This is a genomic window from Elusimicrobia bacterium HGW-Elusimicrobia-1 (assembly GCA_002841695.1).
Classification (GTDB): domain Bacteria; phylum Elusimicrobiota; class Endomicrobiia; order PHAN01; family PHAN01; genus PHAN01.
Genome location: PHAN01000001.1, coordinates 21,757 through 48,366, shown reverse-complemented (window position 1 = coordinate 48,366; position 26,610 = coordinate 21,757). Strand labels below are relative to the sequence as shown.

The following is a 26,610-nucleotide window of genomic DNA, read 5'->3' as shown; positions in this document are numbered from 1 at the left end:
CCTACCTTGCGAGTATGTCCGACACTTTAAGAAGTTCCATCGCGCGCGACAGCGCGACGTCTTCCACTCGCTCCTTGTCCTTAACGGCGGATTCCGGCTCTTTGCCGGGAGGATAAATTTCTTCCGATTGCGACTGAAGTTTAACCTCGGTATCGCGCGAAACCTCCACGACTACGTCCGGTTTTATGCCGCCTTCTTGGGTTTTTTCGTCGCGGTGTATAAGTTTGCCCGACGGCGTATAGTATTTGGCCGTCGTGAGGCGGAGCGCGTTGCCGTCGGTCATAGGAAACACTGACTGAACCGACGCCTTGCCGAAACTTTCCATACCGACAATTATGGCGCGCTTATGGTCTTGCAGAGCTCCGGCGAATATCTCCGATCCGGACGCCGAGCCCTTGTTGATAAGCACGGCCATGGGGAGTTTGACATAATCGGAATTGACGCCCGTTTTATATTCTCTGTTCATGTGCGGCCGGCGCCCCTTGGTATAAACCACAAGTTTGTCCGACGGCAAAAATTCTTTTACCGTGTCCACGGCCACGTCGAGCAGCCCGCCGGGATTATTTCTTAAGTCCAGCACGAGATATTTAACGTTTTGCTTCGTGAGCTCGGCAAGCGCTTTCTTCAAATCCTTATCGGTGCTGGCCGAAAACTCGTTGATTTTTATGTACCCGTAATCCCCTTTCAGCGTCTTATGGCGAATCGAATCTATTTTTATCACGTCGCGCGTGATGGTGTAATCGACCGGCTCTTTTTCCCCTTCCCTGGCAATGGTTATAGTCACCTTTGTTCCCGGAGTTCCGCGGAGTTTGCCAACGGCGTCGTTGACGGACATCCCCTGAGTGGATTCTTTCTCGATTTTTATTATCTTGTCGCCCGGCAGAATTCCGAGCTTGTATGCGGGTGTTCCGGGAATAGGCGTGACGACGGTGAGCCAGTTGTCGCGCACCGAAATTCTTATGCCCAGGCCGCCGAACTGCCCCTCCGTCTCCGTTTTCATATCCTTGTATTCCCGGGGCTCCAGAAATTGCGAGAACGGATCGAGGTCGCGCACCATTCCCTTTATGGCGGAGGTTACCAGATCTTTGTTTTCTTTTTCTTCGACATAATTCTCGCGGACTATCGTCATTATATCGACGAGAAGACGGAGTTGCTCGTAGGTTTGGTCGATTTTCGCCGAGGCCGACGCCAGCGGCTGTCTTGCGCGCGGCGAACTTAAAACCGCGCCCAAAAACGCCGCGGCGCAAAGTGCAATCGTGATTTTCTTATTCATATATTCCTCCGATCAACATAAGTGAGATTGTTGAAAAAAAACCCGTAATTTGTCATTGCGCGGCAATATCTTACTACCGTCTCCCGCCGCCTATCTTTTAAGCCAGTTGAGAGGATCAACGGGATGCCCGTCGTGCCGGACCTCGTAATATACGACTCCGTCGGCGCCGTTTCCGGACGACCCGATTTTCTGTCCCGCAGAAAGTTTTTCGCCGTCGGAGACGGTTATTTCGTCGAGCATACCGTAAACGGTGTAAAGCGTGCCGCCGTGATCTATTACCACCATCTGTCCGTAGCTGCGGAAACTGCCGGCAAAAACACATTCTCCGCCGGCCGAGGCCAAAACATCGGAATGTCCGGACGGCTTGATTCTTATGCCGTTGGATATTATGGGCGTATCTATGTCGTCGCGTTTGTTCTTGCCGAACTTAAGAACTATGTCTCCGCGGGCAGGCCAGTCGAGCGTCCCCTGATATTTCGACGACGCGGCTCTATCGCGGGCGCGCGCGAGCAATTCTTCGCCGGTCTGCTTTTTTTTCGTCTCAAGCTGCGAAATCATATCGTGAAGTGCTTTGGACGTTTCGCCCAATTCTTTTATTTCGTCCTCGATGGCCACTCTTCTGGCCGTTGAGTCGGTAAGAAGCCGGCCTTTCTCTTCTTTGAGGATTTTCTGCTGATCCAGATTTTCTCCCATCTTTTTTTCGAGAGCGGCCAATTCTTTGGCGGCGGCGTCCCATTTGACCACCTGCGCCTCGCAATCGCTCTCGATGCGGCAGGCATTCCTGAACGTATCTTTGCGGGACAACATTATATCCCTGCTCTCAAATCTTCGCGCTCCGGCGTCAAAAACCGAATACATATTTTTGTTGAGCCACAAAAGGTTTGCGGTTCTTTTAAGTTCCGCGCCGGATTTGCTGACTCCCGAACGGGCGCTCGAAAGAGATTTTTGCGCATCGACAAGACGAACGCGGGCGCGGCGGATTTGAACATTTATCTCTCTTCGGCGCGCGTTCAACGACGACAACGCCGAATCAATCCGCTTAAGTTCTTTGCGAAAACTTTCTTCCTTGCGGCGCTCCGCGTCGCGCTCGCCGCGTTTTTTGCGAAGGTCGTCCTCGATCTTTTTGAGTTCCGCGGAAGTGCTTTTGATTTCCTTGTCGTATTCTTTTATCTTTTTTTCCGACGACATAACAGAGGACGGAATCGCGGCCGTCACAGCCGCCGCCGACAGCAGCGCTATGAGCGCGGCGCGGCGCCCGCGGCAAAACAAAGAACCGCCAGCCGCAAATCCGATAGTCGCCGTGTTCTTATTCGGCATACACCACCGATGCTATGGCGGAAGCCGCCGCAAGAAGAATCCCGTTGGCGGCATAATCGAAAGGAAATCCCTCGTGACGGGCTATGGCCATAAAACCCGCGTAACATACCGCCGATACAGGCACAAGATAAAACAGGTAAGGAAGCGTTTTAAGAGCTCCCGCGGCGCCGGACGCGCGCACCTTGGCGATTATCGTTATCACAGCTATAATAAAAGCTCCAGCGGCGACCGCCGAGGCGGCGATGGAAATGTATCCGACAACGATCTTCAACCGCCTGTAAATCGTAACGGCTTGACGGTCGTAGGCAATATCCTCCACGCCGCCCGTCGAGGCGATTTTGGCGGCGAGCGCGGCCACGCCGGCGTCCAGCGTCTCGGGATAAACGTTCAGGTAGTCGCCGAAAGGATTTTCTTCCATACGGATCTTTTCGGAAATTATTTTATCTTTGCGGTATTCTTCAAAAATCGTCTGCGACTTTCTCACCCGCACGTCCTTAACGCCCTCGATAGACAATATCCTGTCGGCCACAACCTCCGTGGCCGCCGTACCGTCGAGCGCGGCGGATATATTGAAATGCAGTTCTATATCGGCCGCCGGACGCAGCGCTATTCTTCTTAAAAAACCCAAAAATAGAAGAATGCTTACGAGAAGCGCGTATGATATTATTTTTACGATTTTCATAGTTTTACTCCCGAAACATATTTTGCCATATCCGGCGGCACGGAAGCGCGCAACTTTATCCGGCGGCCGGAAACGGGGTGATCGAACTCTATCCGCAATGCGTGCAGCAGCGGGCGCGACACTCCGTCGGCCGCGCCGCCATAAAGTGTGTCGCCGAGTATCGGATGTCCTATGTAGGCGAAATGCGCCCTTATCTGGTGCGTTCTGCCTGTTTTCGGGCGCGCCGCGAACACGCTCAGCGTCGAGGTCTCCGCGATTTTTTCTATTTCGGTCAGCGACTCTTTGCGCGCGCCGGCGCCGACCTCCACGACAAACCGGTTCGACGCGCTGCGGCCCAGCGGCGCGTCAATAACGGCCTTGCCGAACGACACAACGCCCTTGACTACGGCTATATAAGTTTTGGCTACCGTGCGCGCCTTAAATTGATTGGAGAGTTTTACCTTGGCCCGCTCGTTTTTTGCCGCAATCATAACTCCGGTGGTGTCTTTGTCCAGACGGTGAACCAGATACGGCCGCCACGACTCTCCGCGCGACGAGGCAAGACCGCTAAGAGCGTTGGCAAGCGTGCCGTGGGGATGTCCGCAGGCGGGATGCACAACAAACCCGGCCGGCTTGTTTACGCCTATGATGTCGTCGTCCTCGTAAATTATGTCGAGAGGAATGTCCTGAGCCAATAACGCCGGAACAGGCGGCGGCTCGTCCCATGAAACGGTTTCGCCGCCGACGACACGCGAGCGGTTTTTGCCGCAGACACCGTCTACGGTAACCTTTCGCGACTCTATGAGTTTCTGAAAAAAACTGCGGGACATTTCAGGAAACTCCGTGGCAAGCAAAGCGTCAAGACGGGTATATTTTACGCCATCGCGGGCTTTGACGACAATTGTTTTTATCACCTTTTCAAGACCTCAATGCGCAACATGTCCGATAGTCGCGCCCGTGCGGCGGGCGCGAATCCTAAGAAACACCATGCATCCTATGGACGCAATCGCGGCGACGGCAGCGGCGATACCGCCGGAGGAAACACCCAGCCACCGCGCTTCTTCCCATCTCAATGTTTCAAGAATAAATCTTGCGAACGAAAGCATAAAAACCGCAAACCAGAACGATTCGCCGTCGACATCGCGGGGAAGAAACCGGTACAGGGATTCCGCCGCCGCGAATATTAAGAAATAAACCGCCGCTTCGTAAAGTTGAACTGGATGAAGAGGCAGCCCCCGTATCGCCAGCGAATCCGGATGCTCAAAAACCACCGCCCATGGCAGCGAACACTCTCTGCCGTAGCAGCAACCCGCGAAAAAACATCCGATTTTACCGACGGCAAGCCCCAAAGCCAGCGACGGCCCGGCGGCGTCGGCAAACTTCCACATCGGAAAACTGCGATGGCGCACTGAAAAAGCGGCGACGGCGGCCACGGCTCCGGCAAGACCTCCGAAATAATGAAGCCCCCCCTCCCAGATTCTGAAAGCGTCCAGCGGCGACGCGGCGTCGAAACCGCCTTCGATAAAAACATAAAGCAAACGCGCGCCGACGATACCCGAGGGCAGAATCCATAAAAATAATTTTCCGGATTCGTCGTCGGAAATTCCCAGACGCGCCGTTTTCTTTACGACAAGGCGCATACCCAGAAGAAAGGCCGCGGCCAGAAATACGCCGTAAGTCCGGATGGAAAGGAAACCCGCTTTAAGAATAGTGGGAAACATAAATTACTGTTGAGAATGCGCGCGGCGAAAAATCGGCGCCGCCCTAAGAATCGAAAATGCGAAAAGAAATCCGCCGGCGGTCAGCGCCGCGTCGGCAAAGTTAAAAACCGGAAAGTCATAGCCGAATATTTTTACGTCGATAAAATCAATCACGGCTCCGACGAATATCCTGTCGCCGAGGTTTCCTATGGCGCCTGCGGCCACGAATGTCCATGCAAGCGCGGAGTATTTATCGACAACGAAGCGTCCGTAATTGAGTATTATATAAATGATGGCCGCCAGGTTAAAAAACAAAAAAAAGTAATTGCTGTATCCGCCCGCGTTCAAAAGCCCCCAAGCCGCTCCGGTGTTTTCCACGTAGGTTATTCTGAAAAAATCGAGTATCTTTATCGACTCTCCGTATATCATCGTGCCTCTCACGATGACCTTGGAAATTCTGTCGAGCGCGAGGATCGCGGCGCCGATAACGGCAAGACGTCTCATTGGCCGGCCTCCGCGTTCGTTATCCCGAGTGATTTCAGCACGGCGCCGCAACGCGAACAGACATCGCCGAGCGCGGGGTCGAGACCCACGTCGGCCCTGTGGTTCCAGCATCGGGCGCATTTGGCCGACGGGGATTTTGCGGCGGACACGCGCGTGAGGCCGTCGGACGAAACGGCGGAGAGTTTTACCGACGAGACAATAAACACCGACGGCAAATCCGCGGAATATTTTTTAAGCGCGCTCATCGCGTCCGCCGACTTCGCGGACACTTCGACTTCGCACTCAAGCGACCCGCCTACGGCGCCGGAAGCGCGAAGTTTTTCTATCTCGGCGTTGACGGCGGCGCGGGCTTCGAGTATGTATTCCCAGCCGGACAAAATTCCGGCATCCGCCCGAAAGACATCGTAATCGGACTTTCCCGAACACGAGAGAAAATCCGGAAATTCGCGGGCGAATACGCTCGGAGAATCCGCGAATCCTTTGTCGAGGCGGTCGGCAAGATAACACTGCCAGGCGTCCTCCGCCGTAAAAGGAAGTATGGGCGCGGCGTATTTTACGATTAATAGAAAAATATCCTCCAGCGTCGACTGCGCCGAGCGCCTTTCGGCGGAGTTCGCCGCAAAAGTGTACAGCCGGTCTTTGAGGATGTCGAAATAAAACGAACTCAAATCGTTTACGCAGAAATTATTGAGGTAATAAACTACCTTGTGAAACTGATAATCTTCATAGGCCTTGTCGCAGAGGGCGGATGTGGCCAGCAACCTGTCGAAAATATATCCGTCGACAGACACTCCCGGAACGGAAGCCGCCATTTCGCGGCGACGGGCGAAATCGAGACGCGCGGCGGGCGGCATATCGGAAATATTACCCAGAATGTAACGCATGGTATTTCTGATTTTTCTGTAAACTTCGGCAAGACCGGTCATTATCTCAGGCGAGATTCTCACATCCTCGCTGTAATCGGACGCGGCTACCCAGAGGCGCAGAATGTCGGCTCCGTACTGCTTTATTACGGCTTCCGGCGCGATGACGTTCCCCGTGGACTTCGACATTTTTTTGCCGGCGCCGTCGACCACGAAACCGTGGGTCAAAACTTTTTTATACGGCGCGCGCCCGCGCAGCGCCACCGACGGTATAAGGGACGTCTGAAACCAGCCGCGGTGCTGATCCGAACCTTCCAGATACAAATCCGCCGGGGGCGCGAGGCCCTCGAAATTGCGTGGGTCCAAAACCGCGAAACTTGAAACCCCCGAATCGAACCATACATCGAATATATCCGTTTCTTTGCGAAAGTTTTTCGACGAACATTTGCGGCACGTCGCGTCGGGACGTCCGGCCAGAGCAAGCAACTCGGCGGCGGTTTTCTCGTACCAGACATCGGAGCCGCCACGCCGAAACAAATCGGCGAGGCGGCGGATTATCGAGGAGTCAAGCAAATGCCCGCCGCACGATTCGCAGTAGAAAACCGGTATGGGCGTGCCCCACAACCGCTGTCTTGACAGGCACCAGTCGGGACGCTGCGCGACCATCGACGATATGCGGTTTTTGCCGTAGGCAGGCACCCAATCGACTTTTTCTATTTCTTCCAGCAGCGATTTTTTGAGCCCCGACGTGTTGACGTCGAGAAACCACTGCTCGGTGGCGCGGAAAATTATGGCGCGCTTGCAGCGCCAGCAGTGCGGATAGGAGTGTGTTATTTTTTCTTCGTAAAGTATGTCGCCGGACTGTTTAAGTTTTTCGGTTATGAGGGGATTGGCCGCGAAGACCTTGTGCCCCGCGAACTCGCCGGCTTCGTCGGTAAAAACTCCGCCGTCGTCCACCGGAGAAAGAGTGGCAAGTCCGTATTTCGTTCCGACTCCAAAATCTTCCGCGCCGTGTCCGGGCGCTATGTGAACTATGCCGGTGCCGTCTTCCATACTGACAAAATCGGCAAGTGTTCCCGTAGATTTATTGGCGTTAAGAGGATTGACGAATACCGCGCGCTCAAAAGTTTTACCGTCAAATTCACCGATGATTTCTCCGGCCGCGGCGCCGATTTTCGTCAAAAAGGCCTCTTTAAGGCGTGTTGCGACAATCAACATGTCGCCTTTTGAACCGCCCGCAAGACGTATGACCGAATATTTTTCCGACGGGCTGAAAGCCAGCGCCACGTTTGCCGGAAGAGTCCACGGCGTAGTGGTCCATATAACCGCGCTGACGGCTCCGGACGTCAGGCGTTTATCCTGCGCGAAGGCCGGCGCCGGAGATTCCAGACGGAACTTGACGTAAACGGAGTGTGATATGTGATCGGCGTATTCGACTTCGGCGTCGGCCAGCGCGGTGCGGCAGGTGGGACACCAATATACGGGTTTTTTCTTGCGATAAATAAGATTCTTGTCGACGAGCGCGGCAAAAGTTTCCGTTATGGCGGCTTCATAATACGGAGCCAGCGTGAGATAGGGGTTTTCCCACTCGGCGAAAACCCCGAGACGCTTAAATTCTTCTTTCTGCACACCCACAAACTTCATCGCGAAAGCTGCGGCCTGTTTTCTGAATCCCGACGGATCCGTCGCTTTTTTGTGGTCAGCGCCCGATTCTTTGAGAACGTGCTGCTCTATCGGAAGGCCGTGACAGTCCCACCCGGGGACGAACGGCGCGACGAATCCGGAAAGCGCGCGGTGCTTGACGACAATATCCTTCAGTATTTTATTCAGCGCGGTGCCGATGTGAATGTGACCGTTGGCGTAGGGCGGGCCGTCGTGAAGAATAAACTTTTTCGCCGACGGCGGCATAGACGCGCGACGGGGCGGGGTGGTCTTCCAGAACTCAAGAAACCGTGGTTCCTTGACCGGAAGATTTCCCTTCATGGAAAACGACGTTTTAGGCAGATTTACAGTTTTACCGTAATCCATAATTTATAAAAGGTCGCAAGACGTGTCAGATTCGGACGACAACGGAAGATTATGAGATTGTTGAAAAAGTCCGACATTGTCACCCTGAGTGAAACGAAGGGTCTCGCTTTGGCTCAGGTCAGGATCCGTGAAGGGTCTCGTTGTCCGTCGAATTACGAGATTCTTCGCGGAGTTTATCCTGAGGCATTATGAGATTCTTCGCTACGCTCAGAATGACGGCGCCGAAGGACCCAGAATGACGCTCGCCGAAGGCCTCAGAATGACAAAGCAAGGGTTTTTCAACGGTTTTATTATATCAAATAACCCTGTTTTTGAGACGAAAGAGTGCGGCGGTTTCGAGGTGATGCGTCTGCGGAAACATATCGAAGAGGCGAATGCCCGACAGTTCATATCCCTTGCCGGCGAGTATCCCCGCGTCGCGCGCGAAGGTTGCCGGATCGCACGATACGTAAACCATTTCAGCGGGCCGCATGGCGGCTATCCCGTCGATAATCTCCGCGCCCAGTCCCGAGCGCGGCGGGTCGACAATTATCGAAGCGCCGCGCGCCGGGCGCGGCGGGCGGGACAAAAACTTCTCGGCGGAGAGCGCGTAAAAAGTTATATTACCCGCGTCGTTGAAGCGCGCGTTGACTATGGCGTCGTTAACCGCGGTTTCGTTTTCCTCAACGGCAATGATTTCTGCAATGCCGGCGCGGGACGCGTGCAGGGCGAAACCGCCGACACCGGCATAAATGTCCAGAAGTTTTGCGGGACGCGCGAGCGCGGACACGGCGTATTCGTAAAGTTTTTCCGCCACCGGCGTATTCACCTGAAAAAACGCGCCCTCGGTAAGACGCAGCCGTATTCCGTTGGACAAGACCTCGGTGACACTATTGCATCCGGCAAGCGTGCTCCATTTCCGTCCGAATATTACGTTCGTGCGCGACGGATTCTCATTCAGCAGAACTCCGCGCACCGACGGAAATCCGGCCGTTACGGACGCGGCAAGCGCGGCGTAGGATTCAGGACGGGTATCCGCCGGATTGACCACAAAACCTACCAGAATCTCGTCAGAGCCGGCGGCGGCGCGCACGTACAAATGCCGCAAAGAACCGCGGGCGGCGTCTTCCTCGTAAAGTCTTATGCCGAGACGCGCCGCATTTTCTCTGACGAAGCAAACGATTTTGAAAACGATTTCGGGCTGCAGCGGGCAATCTTCGGCGGACACTATTTCGTGCGAACCGCGCGCGAAAAATCCGGCGCGAATCACATTTTCGCCGGAGTCGCCGCCGCCCTTTAGAGACGGGGCGAAAGGCACCAGCGCTTTATTGCGGTATCTGAAACGCGCGGGCGAGGGCTCTATTTCCATGGATTCGGGCTTCAAATTTATTTTGCCGGTGCGCAGCAAGGCATCCGACAATATTTGTTTTTTAAGCTCGAGTTGAAACGGATAATCTATGTGCTGCCAATCGCACCCGCCGCAAAAATGTCTTGCGGCGAAGTCGTCCGAAGGACGAAAATGCAACGGACAGGCGGGCTCGATTCTGAACGTCGACGGCCTTTCGACCGACCGCGCCGTCGCCTCCGCGAAACTTTTGCCGGCGGAAGTCACGGCGGCCGAAACGCGCTCCGATGGCAGCGCGCCTTCGACAAAATAAACCTTGCCGTCGGCGCGGGCAAGACATCTGCCGCCCGCCGTCATTTTTTCCGTGTCGAGAGTTATTGTGTAATCCGCAAAGGGCCGCTGCGGGCGGGGTCGGCGGGAGTTCAAAAGAGTTTTTCCAGGGCTTTGCGGCAAATCATACCGCTCTTAATGCCTCGCCGCCGCGCCGCGGGCGTTACGTCGGCGACTGCCGCGTCGAGCGCTTCGTCGATATTCTTTACGCCGCGCACAATGAAGGCCGCGTCGCCGAATTTTTCCGCCGCGGCGATATTCCAGTAACCGCAGGCCGCGTAACCCTTGGGCGCCACTATCATAATCAGGGTCGCGTTTTTAAGGGGCAATTCGATGCCCTGGGCGTATTTGTTTTTTATTTTTACGTCGGAGAGTTTCATCTTTTAATTCCTTTTGTCGACGACATGCCCGTCTCAAGTATTTTAAGGGATTCGGCGGCGGTAACCGCGACGGCGTGCGACTTGTCGCGCGAGGCCTTTTTAAGCTCCCTGATGATTTCCGGCGATTCCCCGAAGCGCCTCATAACGTATGCGGCGCGAAGCCGCGCGCGCTCCTGCTGCATACTCATAGCGCGGAAGAGACCTCTGGGCGACGATAACAATTCGATAAGCGGTTTGGCAAACTTTTTATCGGCGAGGTCGCCCATGGCTATGGCGATTTCCTCTCTGAGTTCCCAGTCGCGGGATGACATCATAAGTTGTATCAACGACGGTATCACCTCCGGCGAACGGCGTCCCGCGGCCAGTTTTACCGCAAGGCGCGACACATCGGGATCCTTAAAACTCTCTATGAGAAGTTTATCGACGTCGGGAATATCTATATGACTTGCGTAACGCAGTATTTCCTGTTTTATTTCGCGGTCGGGATACCGCATAAGCTGCCTGACCTCTTCAAAAAAACTGCCGTCGCCGATAAATTTAAGCACCTCGAGAAATCTGCGTATTTCTTCCTTGACGAGACCCAGATTCAGCTCTTCTTTTATCCTGATTATCGCGTGATCGCCCAGATTTTTAAGAATGCCCGCGGCCAGCATCCTCAGATGCGCGTCGTCCACTTCCTTTATTATCTTAACCAGAGGATCCAGCGCGTCGTCGCCGATTTTAGACAAAAATTCGAAAGCGTTCTTTTTGCGGACTTCGTCGGAAGATTTTATGTCGTTGAGGAGTATCGGTATTATTTTCGGGCTGCGGCGTGAAATGAACGCGGCAAGGTATTTTCTTTTTTCTTCGTCCCTGTCGATTTCTGACGAGAGTTTGCGCATAAGTTCGTAATGATTCTGCGCCTGCTCATACTCCGAATTCAAAATCCGGTTGACGATCCGGTCAAAAAGTATGCCGGCAAGCGGCTCGTAAACCGGCGCCGCGCTTTCAGCGTCCAGCCATTCGGCAAAAAGGTGTTCGCTCACCGCCAAAAGATTTTCATAGCCGCGCGCTTTAAGCACTTTTATCGCCGACGACAGAGCCGCGGCGGCTTTTTCCCTTACTTGACTGTCGGGGTTTTTGTGATTGGCCGTAATTTTCAAAATAAGCTTTATTATTTCTTCGCGCATCTGCGCGGAGACAAGTTTTTCCGTCAGTTCCGGCAGTTTCTCCGCCCATATCGAGGAAACCAGCTCTTCCTCCCCTATGTGTTTTATAATGTCCAGCTGCTCCAAAAGATTCTCGGGCAGAGTTTTACCGCCGGCCCAGTCGGGTATATTTTCGATGAGCCCCAGATTGCACAAATCTTCGTATATCTGAAACGGCACTTCGCGGGAAGCCGAACATTCAAGCAACTTGGAGAGAAACTTTTTGAGGCGGTCAAGCTGTTCCACGGCCTCGAAATCCGAAACACCCGCTGATTTTATGTCGCCGTACCATTTGGTGATTTGCTGATAAACATCGGTGATTTTATCTTTCGTGAGCGCCGCGAGAAGTTTGTCTTTTATGCCGCTTTCCTCTATCTTGGGCGGCAGGTCGCGCTCGAATATTTCCTTGAGCACCTCGGGCGGCTGTTTTGAAAGCTCCACGGCAAGTTGTGTAGTCACCGACGGACGGGCCGCCGCCGGAAGATATTCCATATCGTCGTAAACTTCTTTGAGAGCCGACATTATCCCCGCCACGTCGGAACCTCTTTCACCGATGAGCACCGAAATCTTGTCCACAACAGTTTGTTCGTCGGTCACGGCGACATATTTGACCAGGTTAAAACCCAGATGAGCGAAACCTTTTTCGGCGGAATCTTTCTGCCAGTCGTCGCGGAAATACTTGCTCAGGTTCTGCATAATGTAGACGAGTTCTTCGCGCGTATAACCCCTCTTGATGGTTATCGACGATACGCGGCATCTGGAAAAATTCCTGCCGATATCCTCCGCCATGGATTTTACTTCCTGAGAAGTATTTTCAAATCCCGCCACACCGGCCTTTCCGGACAGTTCGGTAAAAGTCAGAGAATCGTTTTGCGCCAGATGCTCGTCGAGAAAATTTGCCACGGTATTAAGCGCGTTGACTACGCTGGAGTTGTTCAGGGGATATATGCGCAGATTGGTGACGCACAGCCGGAACGCTTTCAGAAATTCAAGAAGCCATTTTTCGTTCATAGTTAATGGATATTCTAAAGACCGTTGAAAAACCCTTGCTTTGTCATTCTGAGTCCTTCGGCGGTTGTCATTCTGAGCGTAGCGAAGAATCTCCGTCGCCTCAGGATAAACTCCGCGAAGAATCTCAGTTGTTCGCTCAGGATAAACTCCGCGAAACATCTCGTAGTGCGACGGGCAACAAGACCCTTCGTTTCACTCAGGGTGACAAAAGCGAAGGGTTCAGGGAGACAATGTCGGACTTTTTCAATAATCTTATTCTACAAAAAAAGAAGCGGAATGAAGAAAACGCAGGATACTTAGGCGGTCAAAGAACCACTCAGATCAGCGGGGCTTTCGCCGCAAGACCGGCGCGGCGCGGATATTTTACGGGAGACGGGCGGATTTTGCGGATTACTATTATTTTTCTGGCAGATGGGCCGTCGCCTCCGCGCGAAGGTTCGGGGGGCAGCGCGTAATCAATTTCGGCCGACACCTCGCCGCCGAGTTCCGCGCAGACGCGCGACAGGCCGTCGGATTTTACCGACGAGGCGGCGTAGAGAAGACATCGCCCGCCGACCTTGGCCCACGGCAGCATAAGTTCCGCGGCGACCGGCGGCTTCGCCAGAGCGCGGGCGCACACCGTATCAAAAGTTTCGCGGAGTTCCGGCGGAAGGTCTTCGCTGCGGACAGGATAAACGCTTACGTCGTCGAATCCCAAAGCGCGCGCGGCGTCGGCAATAAAAGCTGCTTTCTTTTGGACGGATTCCGCAAGAGACAGTTTCAGCCGCGGCAGCGCGATTTTTATCGCCAGTCCCGGCAGACCCGCGCCCGCTCCGACGTCAAGCAGCGAGTCATCGGGGCCGATTCCGGCGTCTATGGCCGCCAGCGAATCTATAAAATGCCTGACCTCGATTCCGTCGTCGCCGGTAATCGCGGTGAGATTGACCGTCTCGTTTCTTTTTTTGATTTCTTCGCGCAAAAAGCGGAAACGTTCAAGCGCAGCGGGTATATCCGGCGGCGCGATATGTTTTTTAAGAACTTCTTCCAGAAGTTTCATTTGTGTTTGTCGTGACCGCTTTGTCCGACCGACGGCCCGGACGCGCGGCGCGATTTTTTTTCAAGATGTATGTGAAAGATAGCCGCGTCCGTCGGGGTAATGCCGGATATTCTCATCGCCTGCCCCAGATTAGACGGGCGGATTTTCTTGAGTTTTTCTCTGGTTTCGTTGAGAACGCCCTTCAAAGTATCGTAATCGAAATCCGCCGGGATTTTTCTGGAGTCGAGTTTTTTGAGACGCTCCACCGAAACGCTCTGCCGCCGGATATAGCCGTCGTACTTGATAATCGTAGCCGCCTGACGGGCGGCGCGGCCGCGCGTCCACGGCGAATCGTCGGACGGCGCGTAATCCAGATCCCGTTTCACGTCCTCCGGCGCGATGTCGGGCGCGGCGCCCCTTGCCCTCAGAGATTCCGCGGCAATTTCGACGGCATTTCTGTACCCGTCGAAGTCGCGGCGGAGTTTCTCGTCGAAAAATCCCAGCGCGAAGGCCTTAGGCATAAGGCGCAGATCGGCGTTGTCCCATCTCACACTGAGCCGGTACTCCGAGCGCGACGTAAACAGCCGGTACGGCTCGGTCACGCCTTTCGTCACAAGGTCGTCTATAAGAACGCCGATGTATGCCTCGTCGCGGCGAAGCGAAAACGGCTCTTTCCCCTGTACTTTAAGCGCGGCGTTTATACCGGCCATAAGACCGAGAGCCGCGGCTTCCTCGTAACCCGTGGTGCCGTTGATTTGTCCGGCCAGATAAAGATTATCGACGGATTTTGTCTCAAGCGTGCTCTTGAGCCGCGCAGGGTCGAAATAATCGTATTCGACGGCGTAGCCGTAGCGCACTATTTCGGCGCGCTCGCAGCCGGCCAGAGCGCGGACAACTTCGTACTGCACGTCCTCCGGCATACTCGTAAAAACTCCGTTGGCGTAATACTCGTCGGTATCGAACCCCTCCGGCTCCAGAAATATGTGATGAAACGCCCTGTGCGGAAATTTCATCACTTTGTCTTCTATCGACGGACAGTAACGCGGGCCGGCGGATTTTATCATCCCTGAATAAAGCGGAGAGCGGTCGAGATTTTTTCTTATGGCCTCGTGCGCTTTTTCGTTGGTGTGCGTTAAATGACAGGATAAAAGCGGACGCGGCGAGACGGGCGAAAAAAGCGATATGGGCTCTATCGGGTCGTCGGATTTTTGCTCGCGCAAGCCGCTGAGCTCAAGCGTGCGGCCCGACAATCGCGGCGGCGTTCCCGTCTTAAACCGTTTTATTTCTATGCCCAGCGAAGCAAGCGATGAGGATAATTTTTCCGACGGCGGTTCGGACAGGCGGCCGCCTTTCATACTGTTGAGTCCCACAAAGATAATGCCGTTAAGAAAAGTTCCGGCGGCCACTACCACCGCTTTGGCGGGATAAAATATGCCCGGCGTGGCCACGACTCCGCTCACCCCGCCGTCGCCGGCGGTAATTTCGAGCGCCTCGCCCTGCCGCAGCGCAATCAGCGGTTCTCTCTCGACGAATCCTTTCATCGCGGCCGCGTAAATCCCGCGGTCGCACTGAACGCGCGGCGAGCGCACGGCGGCGCCCTTTGAAGAATTGAGAACCTTAAAATGCAGCCCCGCGAAATCGGCCGCGCGTGCTATGGCTCCGCCCAGAGCGTCGATCTCCGCGGCGCACTGCCCCTTGGCCACTCCTCCGACGGAAGGATTGCACGACATCCGCGCAAGCGTGTCGGGATTTTGCGTAAGAAGCAATGTCCTGGCGCCGAGGCGGGCGGCCGCAAGAGCGGCTTCGCAGCCGGCGTGGCCGGCGCCCACCACAATGACATCGAATGTTTCGTGATATTTATACATAAAGTGGATAGTGGATAGTGGTTAGTGGTTAGTGGTTAGTGCCTTTAACTATCCACTCGCCACTATTCACTAACCACTTCTTTTTCACTTAACCAGATAAATTCCGGCCACTATCAGAGCCGTTCCGATAAAACGCGCGGGAGTTACTTTTTCCCCCAGAAAAGCCATGCTCAAAACGGCTGTCACCAGCGGATAGGATGCCGCCAGCGGCACAACTTTGGACGTCGGGGCGATTTGAAGGACCTTGTAGTAGGCGATTACTCCGATACCGCCGGCCAATAATCCGCTCATTACATAGTAGAGCGCATTTTTCATCGGCATCTTGAAAGCATATTTCAACTCGCCGGAAAAAAACGTTATCGCCACCATTACAAAAGCTATCGTCAACGACCTGTAAATATTGCCGATGTAAGGCGACGTGCCCTCCACGGCGACTTTGTCGATGATGGGCGCTATGCCCCATACTATTATTGTCAGTAAAAGCAGCCAGAATATCATTTGATGCTCCAATAGAGGCAGTGGTTAGTGGATAGTGGTTAGTGCCTTTAACTATCCACTCGCCACTAACCACTAACCACTTCTCTTAAATACGACTCAAAAAGACCTTCGAGTTTTTTTATCTGCTCGTTGTCTATGGACATTGTGGCGGCCAGCGCGAAACAATCCAGAATCACAAGGGCGTTGGCGCCGGCGTCTTTTTCTATGACCGACATTATCCGGCGGCTGAAGGCCTTGTTGACCGCCCTGACGGCGGCGTAAATTTTGGAAAGATTTTTCAGCGTCCAGTCCGGCTTGCCGCACCTTCTCATCACAAAATACTGCGACATCAGATACATCGAAACGACTCTGTAAACCGTCTCCGACGACTTGGCGAAAGGCAAATGGAGAATCGCCATCGGTTTCAATTTTTCAAGCACCGGACAGCCCGACGAGGCCATAAGCAGTCCCAGAAGCGAGCCAACGGCCTCCTGCAGTTTGGCCTTTTTGAAATAGCCGCGCGCCTCGCCCGTTATTTTTACGTCGACATCCTCGTAGGAAATTCTGTCTTTGAAAAAATCAAGTATCACCGACGACGCCTGCGCGGCCGGGCAATGCGGATGACTTTCGGTATCAAGCGGACAAACAGGGCATTTATGAAAATCGAGTTTTGTCCAGTCGGGATAATCCGCCGCAGCGCGCGGCGGGATTTTAAGAGCAAGCGTAACCGCGTCGAGTTCCACGGTGAAATCCCGCTTTATGCCGTCGGGAAAGACGAATTCGTAGAGATATTTTACCGTTTTTTCCATTCGCGGGAGAACCGTCTTGAAAGCGGAAAGAAAATTAGATATGCCACCGCGAGCCCGTACAAAATACTTAGCGCGGAGATCGCAAATCCAGATAGTAACTGCGCAGGGTCGGTGAGATTGGCTGCCATAAGCACTAAACCCAGTATAGTATGGATACCGCACCATGCAATCGAATAAACTCCGAGCGAATCATAAAACTGCGCGAGTTCGCGGGACGTATCCTCGTCGATAATTATCTTGTTGCGGCGGACAAGGCGGCACATTTTAAAATTTCGGATTATATCCGCGGCGCGGTAACTTACCAGCATCGAGGCGACTACGCCCAGCGCCGGAAAAAGCGCAGAGGGTATATTGATGAACAAAATCATCTGCCGAAGATCAAGTCCGCCGCCCCGCATAGACACCGCCCAAAATAGCGAGGCAATTCCCAACACTATGCCTATCGTTACGCGCATAAAAACCTCCTCGGATACGCAAATATGAATTTTTATTATTTTACCATATTTGGGGCGCTTTTCTTGTCTGTTTTTCTCGAACCCGCTTGAGCAATCGTCGTGATTTTGAGGCGGTTTCAAACTCCTCGTCGCATCATCAAGTTCAAGAACTTGATGAAATGAATGCGCCTTCGTCGGACAAGTGAAACCGATTAATCCCTCAAAACCACTTCCTCATAAACGCTCAAAATGGGATTCTCGAAAAACAGACGGGGCTTCTAAAAACGAAAACAATAAACAAAAAAAACATTACTCCGCGGGTGGTTTTTTGAAAATCTCCACCTTTTTTATATACTCAAACACTCGACGATTATCTCGCAGGCGCGGCACAAAGGTCTTTTTTATTTATACGCAATTTTAAAAACGCCGAACAAAGGCAAAAACGGAGGATTTATGTCAAAGATGTATTACGACAAAGACGCAAACCTGGCGGAACTCAAAGGCAAAACGATAGCCATCCTGGGATACGGCTCGCAGGGCCACGCACACGCTCTTTCGCTGAAAGATTCCGGCATCACCGCGATAGTCGCCGAAGTCAAGGGCTCCGACAATTACAAAATAGCTCTTTCGCACGGATGGATAGAAGGTAAAAACCTGATGTCGGCCGCCGAAGCCGTCAAAAAAGCCGACTGGGTGCAAATACTCGTTCCCGACCAGGTTCAAAAAAAGGTCTGGGACACCGAGATAAAACCGAACTTAAAAAAAGGCGCCGTCATAGGATTTTCGCACGGCTTTAACATAAGGTTTTCGCAGATAGTTCCACCCAAGGACGCCGACGTCGTAATGATCGCGCCCAAAGGCCCGGGACATCTCGTGCGCAGAATGTACGAGGAAAAAAAAGGCGTGCCTATGCTTATGGCCGTCTGGCAGGATCACTCGAAAAAAGCCAAAAAACTCGCGCTCGCCTACGCAAAAGCCATCGGCGGGACGCGCGCGGGCGTAATCGAAACGACTTTCGACGAGGAAACCGAGACCGACCTTTTCGGCGAGCAGGTTGTCCTTTGCGGCGGGTTGGTTGAATTGATAAAAAACGGTTTCGAGACGCTTATCGAGGCCGGCTATCAGCCCGAGGTCGCGTACTTCGAATGCCTTCACGAGATGAAACTCATCATAGACCTCATCTATGAAAAAGGCATCGGCTATATGAACTATTCCATCTCCGATACCGCCGAGTACGGCGAGTACGCTATGGGTCCCAGAATAATAACTCCCGAGACGAAGAAAGAGATGAAGAAAGCGCTCGATGAGATTAAAAACGGCAAGTTCGCCAGAGAATGGCTCACGGAAAATCTCGTCAATCGCCCTATGTTCAACGCCTCGCGCAAAGCGCTTGACGAGCATCCCATCGAGCAGGTCGGCAAAAAACTCCGCGCGATGATGCCTTGGCTGAAGAAGTAACTCAGGTTTTTTGTAGTTGCCAAGCTTGCTTGGCTTCTTTTATCACGAGCCGACCAAGGTCGGCAACTACAATAATTATGTAGCGGCGGGATTGCTATCCCGCACGATATGGCGAATGGCAATCCCTCGTTTCACTCGGGACAAGTTGCGCCCTGTCCTACGAGTGTAGCGGGCGAAACTTGTCCATCACATGTCATTCCCGAATGTTGTTATCGGGAAATTGAAGAAGCAACCATATGACGATAAACAAAGAAGGTTTTCCGTTAATAGGTCTCGTCGCGGCGGGAAGCGCCGCCGCGGCGGTGTTCGCGTACCGCCTTTGCTCGCCATGGCTTGCCGCGATAGCCGCCATCGGCTTTGTTAAGGCGGGATTTTTCTGCTATTTCTTCCGCGACCCCGAAAGGATAATCCCCGACGGAACGGACGTTCTTCTGTCGCCCGCCGACGGAAAAGTCATGGAAATAGCCGACGAAGACGGCGGCCGCAAGACCATAAGGATATTCCTCTCGGTCGTCAACGTCCACCTGCAAAGGTCGCCCGCATCGGGCGTCGTCAAAGCGGTGGAACGCACCGGCACTAAATATCTGCCGGCGATGAAATCCGCCGCCCACGGCGAAAACGTCCGCAACATCATAACAATGGAAACCGCCGGCGGCTCGACGATTCAGGTTCACCAGATCGTAGGCATTCTTGCCAGACGTCTGGTGCTCTGGATAAAACCCGGCGACAAACTGGCCGCCGGAGAACGCATCGGCATAATAAAATTCGGCTCGCAGGTCGACCTGACTTTTCCGTCGGGTTACGAACCCGTCGTAAAACCCGGCGACAAGGTAACGGGCGGCACAAGCGTAATCGCGCGCAAAACGCCGCGGACGGACGCAAAATAATGAAAAAAGGCATATACATACTGCCTACTATATTCACTTTGGGCAACATCGCCTGCGGAATGATGGCTATGTTCGCCTCGGTCGAAGGCAATTTCAGCCGCGCGGCGTGGCTTATCATAGCGGCCATAGTTCTCGACATCCTCGACGGAAGAGTCGCGCGCCTGACCAACACGCAGAGTTTATTCGGCGTACAGATGGATTCATTCGCCGACATAGTGTCGTTCGGCGTTGCGCCCAGTTTCATGATGTACAAGATGGCTCTGGCCAAACTGAACAATCCGGGGGTGGCAATAGCGATATTTTACGTCGTGGCGGTGACAATACGTCTTGCCAAATACAACGTGAAAGCCCAGGAAACCGCCGGTGAAGAGCCGGAAACGTTTTTCGAGGGACTGCCGTCGCCCGCGGGCGCCGGAATTCTTTCTTCGTTCGTGCTGAGTTACGAATTGTTCCAGACGGGACAGCTGGTTAATTTTAAGACGATACCGTTGATAGAAAAGCAAATGCCTTTTTTCCTGAAAACCATACCCATCACAATGGTGCTGACATCGCTGTTGATGCTGTCGAGCATACACTACGCCGGATTTAAGCGTCTGAGGATAAACCGCGCGCAATCCGTGCAGGTTCTGGTTCTGGTTATCACGGCGCTCTTTCTTATTTTGAGCTATCCTCAGAACACCATATTCGTGATATTCCTGTTCTATCTTATATCGGGACTGGTGGGATACGCTATCCGGTTCCGCAAGATAAGCATGGAAAAACGACTTAGAAGCGAACGACTTACCGAAGATAAAAATAACGAATCAAAGTAGCGACAGGTCGAGACCTGTCACTACAAAAAATTGGCGACATCGGCAATCGCCCCCGCCGAATAACGTGGCGGGGCCGTCGGATATGCGGCTTCGTCAACCCCGAAAAAAACAGAATAACAAAAGGTAAAACACAATGAGAAAAATAAAAATATTCGATACCACTTTAAGAGACGGCGAGCAGTCACCGGGCGCCAGCATGAACTTAAAGGAAAAATTGCAGGTCGCGCGCGTTTTGGCGGAATTAAACGTCGACGCGCTGGAAGCCGGTTTTCCCATTACCAGCCCCGACGACTTCGAGGCCGTAAAAAGAATCGCAAAAGAAATCCGCGGACCGATAATAGCCGGACTGGCCCGCGCGCATCCGAAAGACATTGAGGCCTGCGCCAAGGCGGTTTCTTACTCGACAAAGCCGCGCGTACACACTTTTATCGCAACGAGCGACATACACATCGAGAAAAAACTGCGCAAAACCCGCGCCGAGGTGCTGGACATCGCCGTCGACGCCGTAAAACTGGCCCGACGGCTGATCGACGACGTGGAGTTCTCCTGCGAAGACGCATCGCGCTCCGACTTCGCTTTTCTCTCAAAGATTGTAGAAGCCGTGATTGCCGCCGGCGCGACCACCATAAATATTCCCGATACCGTCGGCTACGCTATGCCGCAGGAGTTCGGCGAATTGATAAGAAACTTGAAAAAATCCGTGCCGAATTCATCAAAGGCGACGTTCAGCGTGCACTGTCACAACGATCTGGGACTGGCCGTGGCCAATTCCCTGTCGGCGGTGCTGGGCGGAGCCGACCAGGTGGAATGCACCATAAACGGCATAGGCGAGCGGGCGGGAAACGCGGCTCTCGAAGAAATTGTCATGGCGATGAAAGTGCGGCCGCGGATATTCGACGCCGTAACGAACATCGACACCCGCAAGATACATCTGGCCAGCCGGACCGTCGCCGCGCTGACGGGAATACATCCGCAGCCCAACAAGGCCGTGGTGGGTGCAAACGCCTTCGCGCACGAAGCGGGAATCCATCAGGACGGAGTGCTGAAAGATCGCATGACTTATGAGATAATGCGGCCGGAGGACGTGGGAATACCGTCGAACCAATTAGTGCTGGGAAAACACTCGGGCCGTCACGCTCTGGCCAAACGCCTGGGCGCAATGGGATACGCCGTCGCCGAAAGCGACATCGACGAAATATACGAGCGCTTCAAGAAACTGGCCGACAAGAAGAAAGTAATCTTCGACGACGACCTGATATCTCTGGTCGACGAAAAATTCGCCGAGATGGACGAGATATATTCGCTCGACAGTGTAAGTTTTTCGTCTGGGACAAAGCGGGTCCCGTCGGCGGTGATTACACTCAAAAAAATCAAAAAGAAAGTCCGCGCCGGAGCCAAAGGCGACGGACCCGTCGACGCCGTATTCGGAGCCATCGACAAAATCACGGGCGTCAAGACGGCGCTGGAAGATTACGCCATAAAATCCGTCTCGTCGGGCAAGGACGCCATGGGCGAGGTCAGCGTAAAGCTGAAACACAAAGGTATCAGCTACTCCGGCCGCGGCAGTTCCACCGACGTCATCGAAGCCAGCGCCAAAGCTTACCTGAACGCCGTCAACAAGATACTGGCTTACGGGGAATTGAAAAAAAGCCGCGCATCGCTGTAAACGCCCCCGCAATGCGAACTCGAAATTGAGTCAATTGAAAAAGTGTCCAAAATGTCACCCTGAACGAAGTGAAGGGTCTCGTTTGTCGTCGGAAGACGAGATTCTTCGCGGAGTTTATCCCGAGTGAAAAACTGAGATTCTTCGCTTCGCTCAGAATGACAAATAACGGGTTTTTTCAATTGACTCAAATTAAGGGAAAAAATATATGCCGCAGACGATAACGCAGAAAATCATAGCGAAACATGCCGGGCGCAAGTCCGTAATTGTCGGCGACTTCGTGGAAGCGCGGGTGGATATGGCGCTGGCCAACGACGTCACTGCGCCGCTGGCCGTGGAGGAATTCGCAAAAACCGGCGCAAAGAGGGTATTCGACCGGCGCAAAATCGCGCTCGTCATGGATCACTTCACTCCCAACAAGGACATCGCATCTGCCAATCAGGTTAAAAAAGTAAGGGAGTTCGCGCGCGCGCAAAAAATCGTCCATTATTACGAGGGCGGAAATTGCGGCGTCGAGCACGCCCTGCTTCCGGAACTCGGCCTTGTAAAGCCGGGCGACATCGTCATAGGCGCGGACTCGCACACCTGCACGTACGGAGCGCTGGGAGCATTCTCCACGGGTATGGGCTCGACGGATTTGGCCGCCATATTCGCCGCCGGCATAGTATGGCTGAAGGTTCCCTCGACAATGCTTTTTCGTCTGAGCGGTAAGGCCGCCAAGTGGGTGACGGGTAAAGACATCATCCTTCATATAATAGGAATTACGGGAGTGGAAGGGGCAAACTACCGCTCAATGGAATTTACCGGAGACGCCATAGCGCGGCTGTCCATGGCCGAGCGCTTTTCCATGGCTAATATGGCCATAGAGGCGGGCGGTAAAAACGGAATATTCCCCGTCGATAAAACCACTCTGGCGTACGGCAAGGGACGCTGGGCGCGCCCTGAAATATTCTCTTCCGATAAAGACGCCGAATACGAAAAAGTATACGACATAAACGTAGCCAAAATAGAGCCGACCGTATCAAAACCGAATCTGCCGTCGAACACGGCGACGGCAAAATCGCTCGGCAAAATAAAAATCGACCAGGTCGTAATCGGCTCCTGCACCAACGGCCGCATAGAAGACCTCAGACAGGCAGCCTCGATTCTGAAAAACAGGAAAGTCGCCCGCGGCGTACGGCTCATAATCATACCGGCGACGCCGACGGTATGGCGCGCCGCTCTCGACGAAGGTCTCTATGAAATATTCACGGACGCGGGCGCTGTAATTTCTCCGCCCACGTGCGGCCCGTGCCTGGGCGGACACATGGGAATATTGGCCGAAGGCGAACGCTGCGTGGCCACGACCAACAGGAACTTCGTAGGAAGAATGGGCCACCCTAAAAGCGAAGTTTATCTGGCGTCGCCCTACGTAGCCGCCGCTTCCGCCGTCAAAGGACGAATCGCTCACCCCGGAGAAGTAATATGATTATAAAAGGAAAAGTGCACAAATACCGCGACAATATAAATACCGACGAGATAATACCCGCCAGATACCTGAGCACCACCGATCCGGCCGAGCTCGGAAAACATTGTCTTGAAGACCTCGACGAGAACTTCGTAAAAAAAGTCCGCAAGGGCGACATACTCGTGGCGGGCAAAAACTTCGGCTGCGGCTCGTCAAGGGAGCACGCGGTTATCTCCCTGAAGGCCGCGGGCGTGGCGGCCGTGGTGGCGGAATCATACGCCAGAATTTTCTTCCGCAATGCCATAAACACCGGCCTTCCGGTTTTTGTATCGACGGAAACTGCAAAAATAAAAAACGGCGACGTAATAGCCATAGACGCCCGCGCCGGCTCGATTAAAAATCTCTCCACGGGCGCGACTCACGCCGCCGAGCCGCTGCCTCCGTTCGTACAAAAAATAATAGGAAGCGGCGGACTCATCTCTTATGTCAGAAAAAAGAAAATACCCGCGGATTAACGACATAAAAAAAATACCTGCGCTTGTCTTAATTGCAGTTATGGCAATGATATCCGGCTTTACTGGTTGCGATACATTCAAAACCAAAACAAGCGGTGGCAGTGAACAACTGCCACCTACTTCAAAAAGCGAAGGGAGCAGGATAATTCAGGAGGAAGGCAGCGACACCGTTAAAATAATAGACGAAGACGGCAAATTAATAAAAGAGATATCCTTAAAACCGGAAACGATATTTGAAGAAGAAAAAACCGGGGGCGACACAGGAAGCATAAAAACCCTGAAAATAAAGAAGGAGATTATAAAAAGAGCCGTATTAAGCAGAAACGGAAGATTCTTAGGAATAGTCAGCAATAAACATGATGTCGCGGTAATCGATAATGAACCCGGGGAAGAAATATCATTTCAAGGGGAAGGAAAAGCGACAGGAAAAATTACTATTTGGGATGCCGACGGAAAAGTTATATTGGAAAAGAAGTTGCCTAAGGGAAGAATAAGTTATTTATCTCCCGAACCGCTAATTGCTGATAGTGGAGAAGCGGTGGCAATAAAAACCCGGGATACAACAGGTGTTTCATATACCACAGAGGGCGCATATCTAAGGGACATAATTTATGTATATGATAGAAATGGGAACGAATTGTTTAGTATACCGTCTGAAGGAAATGAGAAAAATATTCGGGCTGGAAGTATTGATAAAATTTCTCCTAGTGGTGGCTATTTAGCAGTTACAGTTAAATTGATATTGAAAGAACAGCCAGATAAATATATAACATGGTTTTATGACCTAAAGAAAAATACTTTTTGGGATTCTAACCAACGATATGATGTCTTAAATATCGAAAATGATGGAATGGCCAAAGTCGGATATTTTGACGCAAATAAAGGAGTGGACACCATAGACCTTAAAAAGTATTTAGAGAAATGAAACCCAGAATAATAAAGTTATCATTTTTAGTTATTATTTGCCATTTGTGTAGTTGGACAACTATAATCGCCCAAACATTGCCTGCCCCACCGTGGCCGATAACTTCGGATTATGGTCCAAGAAACGTACCTGATTCTTGGTTTCATTATGGGATAGATTATGGTGGAGGGTATGGTGAGAATATTCCTTCTGTAGAAGGTGGAACTATCGGATTTATTGAGTATGGGGGTGGTTGGGATATTGAAATTTCTGGCAGTCACGGTAGTTGGGAATATATACATATATTTACTGGTTCAGGTTCTTTGCCGGTAATCTCAGGAAATTGGGAATTAAGGAATGTCACATTAGTAAATCCAAATAATCCAAACGATATAAGACAATCTAATGCAATAATTTTATGGTCCGGACAGAAAGCTATAAAAATATTATGTCCAAGGGCAAATTATTGGGTTCGCAATACCGATGGCTATTATGTGTTAGGAACCGATGGAGAACGTGTAAAAACTCAATCAAATGTATCCTCCACCGAACCCATTGCGCCCGTAGGCAATTCCGGGGGAGTTTCAACACATCTCCATCTTGAGTATAGAAATGGAGCGGATAATCCTCTTTTACATGTTCAACATCCACCCGATAGTTTACCGCGAGCGACTATAGAAAGCCCGCCGGATGGTTATGTTTTTACCAAAGAAAAAATAAACAGCGCTTATCCCATCAGGATAAGGGTAAATTCTCAGGGCGGGCTTGATTTAGACAAAGTGGATATTTTGATTTATAAGCGACTGTACCCGAATCAAGCGATTCATCTGGGCGGGAATAATACATTTTGTTATGGCGGAATGAAGGAAGAAAATAAAAGTATCGGGGCAATAATTGAATCTAATGGGAATAGTACGGGCATATGCCCGCTTGGGCTTGGCGACGATAGGTTTATATTTTTACAGAATTTTAGTTCTTTGGGTTTGCCTGATGGCAAACACTTGCTTGTAGTAAAAGGCACAGATATAAATGGCAACGAGATTATAGGCGCAACGAACCAGTTTACCATCGCTACTAATGACCGGTGGACTGCTATGGTAAGTATCGTCTATAAAGAAATTGCTTACACGATAGATATACCTCTTTTTAATATTGCCGGCACAAGAAACACGTCGGGCAGCGCTTTTACAAAACATCTTGAGCATATAACAGAGGTGGCAATAAAATCAGAAAATCTGAACCGTTACGGTAATGATTTTATGGGTGAGGTTAATATTTCCGGAAAAGAAATCTGCTATCATCATCCGGAAGGTTGCGGGGATGCTTGTGAAGGGCAGGACTACGAAAAAGAATATCCTCAGATTACAACGATGAGCCATTGGAGATATCAGAAGGAAAATGATGGCTATTGTTATGCGATAAGTTTCAGTACGAATACTATCATTGAACATTTTAAGGTAGGTATAAAAGAAAAAGATGATAAACGCATAACCTTTAACACCGTAGAAGAAGATGAAGAACACTACAAGGAAATAAAGGGTGAGATTTGTTTGAAGCGATAATTTGGAGACAGAAAAGAAATCTTGCGAAATATTTCTTAAAAAAATAATAGGGAGCGGCGGACTCATCTCTTATGTCAGAAAAAAGAAAATACCCGCGGATTAAGCTCGATTTTTTTCTTCCCTGAAAAACCTGCCGTCGCGGCGATAACCCTTTTGAGAATATCCGCGATCTATCCGACAAAAT

23 protein-coding genes are annotated in these 26,610 nt (G+C 52.1%); 8 read left to right on the top strand and 15 right to left on the bottom strand.

Annotated features, from left to right (window positions below):
- Nucleotide 1 precedes the first annotated feature (1 nt).
- The 15 genes from CVU77_00230 to CVU77_00160 form a co-directional block, all read right to left on the bottom strand.
- The gene (locus CVU77_00230) at nt 2-1,273 is read right to left on the bottom strand and encodes a peptidase S41 (GenBank protein ID PKN02261.1); all 1,272 of its coding nucleotides are present in this window, start codon (nt 1,271-1,273) and stop codon (nt 2-4) included.
- 90 nt (nt 1,274-1,363) lie between these two features.
- Nucleotides 1,364-2,590 carry a hypothetical protein gene (locus CVU77_00225; protein ID PKN02260.1) on the bottom strand — a complete coding sequence of 409 codons (1,227 nt, stop codon included), beginning with the start codon at nt 2,588-2,590 and terminating at the stop codon, nt 1,364-1,366.
- Nucleotides 2,580-3,272 carry a hypothetical protein gene (locus tag CVU77_00220; protein ID PKN02259.1) on the bottom strand — a complete coding sequence of 231 codons (693 nt, stop codon included), beginning with the start codon at nt 3,270-3,272 and terminating at the stop codon, nt 2,580-2,582. Before CVU77_00220 ends, CVU77_00225 begins: the two co-directional genes overlap by 11 nt.
- Entirely contained in the window at nt 3,269-4,165 is an 897-nt protein-coding gene (locus CVU77_00215; protein PKN02258.1) for an RNA pseudouridine synthase, read from the bottom strand. Before CVU77_00215 ends, CVU77_00220 begins: the two co-directional genes overlap by 4 nt.
- 12 nt (nt 4,166-4,177) lie before the next feature.
- A complete protein-coding gene (gene lgt / locus CVU77_00210) occupies nt 4,178-4,972 on the bottom strand; it encodes a prolipoprotein diacylglyceryl transferase (GenBank protein PKN02257.1) in 795 nt (264 codons plus the stop codon).
- A gap of 3 nt (nt 4,973-4,975) precedes the next feature.
- Nucleotides 4,976-5,575: a signal peptidase II gene (gene lspA / locus CVU77_00205; GenBank protein ID PKN02256.1), complete on the bottom strand. Its 600-nt coding sequence runs from the start codon at nt 5,573-5,575 to the stop codon at nt 4,976-4,978.
- Nucleotides 5,452-8,346, bottom strand: a complete 2,895-nt coding sequence (locus CVU77_00200; GenBank protein ID PKN02255.1) for an isoleucine--tRNA ligase — start codon at nt 8,344-8,346, stop codon at nt 5,452-5,454. Before CVU77_00200 ends, lspA begins: the two co-directional genes overlap by 124 nt.
- 295 nt (nt 8,347-8,641) lie before the next feature.
- Nucleotides 8,642-10,096, bottom strand: a complete 1,455-nt coding sequence (locus CVU77_00195; protein PKN02254.1) for a 23S rRNA (uracil(1939)-C(5))-methyltransferase RlmD — start codon at nt 10,094-10,096, stop codon at nt 8,642-8,644.
- Nucleotides 10,093-10,380 (bottom strand): DUF1805 domain-containing protein, encoded by a 288-nt coding sequence (locus CVU77_00190; protein ID PKN02253.1) that lies wholly within the window; start codon nt 10,378-10,380, stop codon nt 10,093-10,095. Before CVU77_00190 ends, CVU77_00195 begins: the two co-directional genes overlap by 4 nt.
- Nucleotides 10,377-12,737, bottom strand: coding sequence for a hypothetical protein (locus CVU77_00185; protein ID PKN02252.1), 2,361 nt, complete (start codon nt 12,735-12,737; stop codon nt 10,377-10,379). The genes CVU77_00190 and CVU77_00185 overlap by 4 nt, the downstream gene beginning before the upstream one ends.
- Nucleotides 12,738-12,894: 157 nt before the next feature.
- Nucleotides 12,895-13,614, bottom strand: coding sequence for a 16S rRNA (guanine(527)-N(7))-methyltransferase RsmG (rsmG, locus tag CVU77_00180; protein ID PKN02251.1), 720 nt, complete (start codon nt 13,612-13,614; stop codon nt 12,895-12,897).
- Nucleotides 13,611-15,458: a tRNA uridine-5-carboxymethylaminomethyl(34) synthesis enzyme MnmG gene (locus CVU77_00175; GenBank protein PKN02250.1), complete on the bottom strand. Its 1,848-nt coding sequence runs from the start codon at nt 15,456-15,458 to the stop codon at nt 13,611-13,613. The genes rsmG and CVU77_00175 overlap by 4 nt, the downstream gene beginning before the upstream one ends.
- Nucleotides 15,459-15,542: 84 nt before the next feature.
- The gene (locus CVU77_00170; GenBank protein PKN02249.1) at nt 15,543-15,956 is read right to left on the bottom strand and encodes a hypothetical protein; all 414 of its coding nucleotides are present in this window, start codon (nt 15,954-15,956) and stop codon (nt 15,543-15,545) included.
- Nucleotides 15,957-16,021: 65 nt separating this feature from the next.
- Nucleotides 16,022-16,744 (bottom strand): hypothetical protein, encoded by a 723-nt coding sequence (locus CVU77_00165; protein PKN02248.1) that lies wholly within the window; start codon nt 16,742-16,744, stop codon nt 16,022-16,024.
- On the bottom strand, nt 16,729-17,319 hold the full coding sequence (locus tag CVU77_00160) for a hypothetical protein (GenBank protein ID PKN02247.1): 591 nt from the start codon (nt 17,317-17,319) through the stop codon (nt 16,729-16,731). The genes CVU77_00165 and CVU77_00160 overlap by 16 nt, the downstream gene beginning before the upstream one ends.
- 312 nt (nt 17,320-17,631) lie before the next feature.
- Here CVU77_00160 and CVU77_00155 point away from each other — a divergent pair, with 312 nt between their 5' ends.
- The 8 genes from CVU77_00155 to CVU77_00120 all read left to right on the top strand — a co-directional run bounded on the left by CVU77_00155 (nt 17,632) and on the right by CVU77_00120 (nt 26,426).
- Nucleotides 17,632-18,636, top strand: a complete 1,005-nt coding sequence (locus CVU77_00155; GenBank protein ID PKN02246.1) for a ketol-acid reductoisomerase — start codon at nt 17,632-17,634, stop codon at nt 18,634-18,636.
- A 236-nt stretch (nt 18,637-18,872) separates the two neighbouring features.
- Nucleotides 18,873-19,523, top strand: coding sequence for a phosphatidylserine decarboxylase family protein (locus CVU77_00150; GenBank protein PKN02245.1), 651 nt, complete (start codon nt 18,873-18,875; stop codon nt 19,521-19,523).
- A complete protein-coding gene (pssA, locus tag CVU77_00145) occupies nt 19,523-20,335 on the top strand; it encodes a CDP-diacylglycerol--serine O-phosphatidyltransferase (GenBank protein ID PKN02244.1) in 813 nt (270 codons plus the stop codon). The genes CVU77_00150 and pssA overlap by 1 nt, the downstream gene beginning before the upstream one ends.
- 133 nt (nt 20,336-20,468) lie before the next feature.
- Nucleotides 20,469-22,001 carry a 2-isopropylmalate synthase gene (locus CVU77_00140; protein ID PKN02243.1) on the top strand — a complete coding sequence of 511 codons (1,533 nt, stop codon included), beginning with the start codon at nt 20,469-20,471 and terminating at the stop codon, nt 21,999-22,001.
- Between the two features lie 205 nt (nt 22,002-22,206).
- Entirely contained in the window at nt 22,207-23,466 is a 1,260-nt protein-coding gene (gene leuC / locus CVU77_00135) for a 3-isopropylmalate dehydratase large subunit (GenBank protein ID PKN02242.1), read from the top strand.
- Nucleotides 23,463-23,960 carry a 3-isopropylmalate dehydratase small subunit gene (gene leuD / locus CVU77_00130; GenBank protein PKN02241.1) on the top strand — a complete coding sequence of 166 codons (498 nt, stop codon included), beginning with the start codon at nt 23,463-23,465 and terminating at the stop codon, nt 23,958-23,960. Before leuC ends, leuD begins: the two co-directional genes overlap by 4 nt.
- Complete coding sequence (locus CVU77_00125; protein ID PKN02240.1) at nt 23,929-24,885, top strand: hypothetical protein; 957 nt, start codon at nt 23,929-23,931, stop codon at nt 24,883-24,885. Before leuD ends, CVU77_00125 begins: the two co-directional genes overlap by 32 nt.
- Nucleotides 24,886-25,724: 839 nt before the next feature.
- Nucleotides 25,725-26,426 (top strand): hypothetical protein, encoded by a 702-nt coding sequence (locus tag CVU77_00120; protein ID PKN02239.1) that lies wholly within the window; start codon nt 25,725-25,727, stop codon nt 26,424-26,426.
- Nucleotides 26,427-26,610 lie beyond the last annotated feature (184 nt).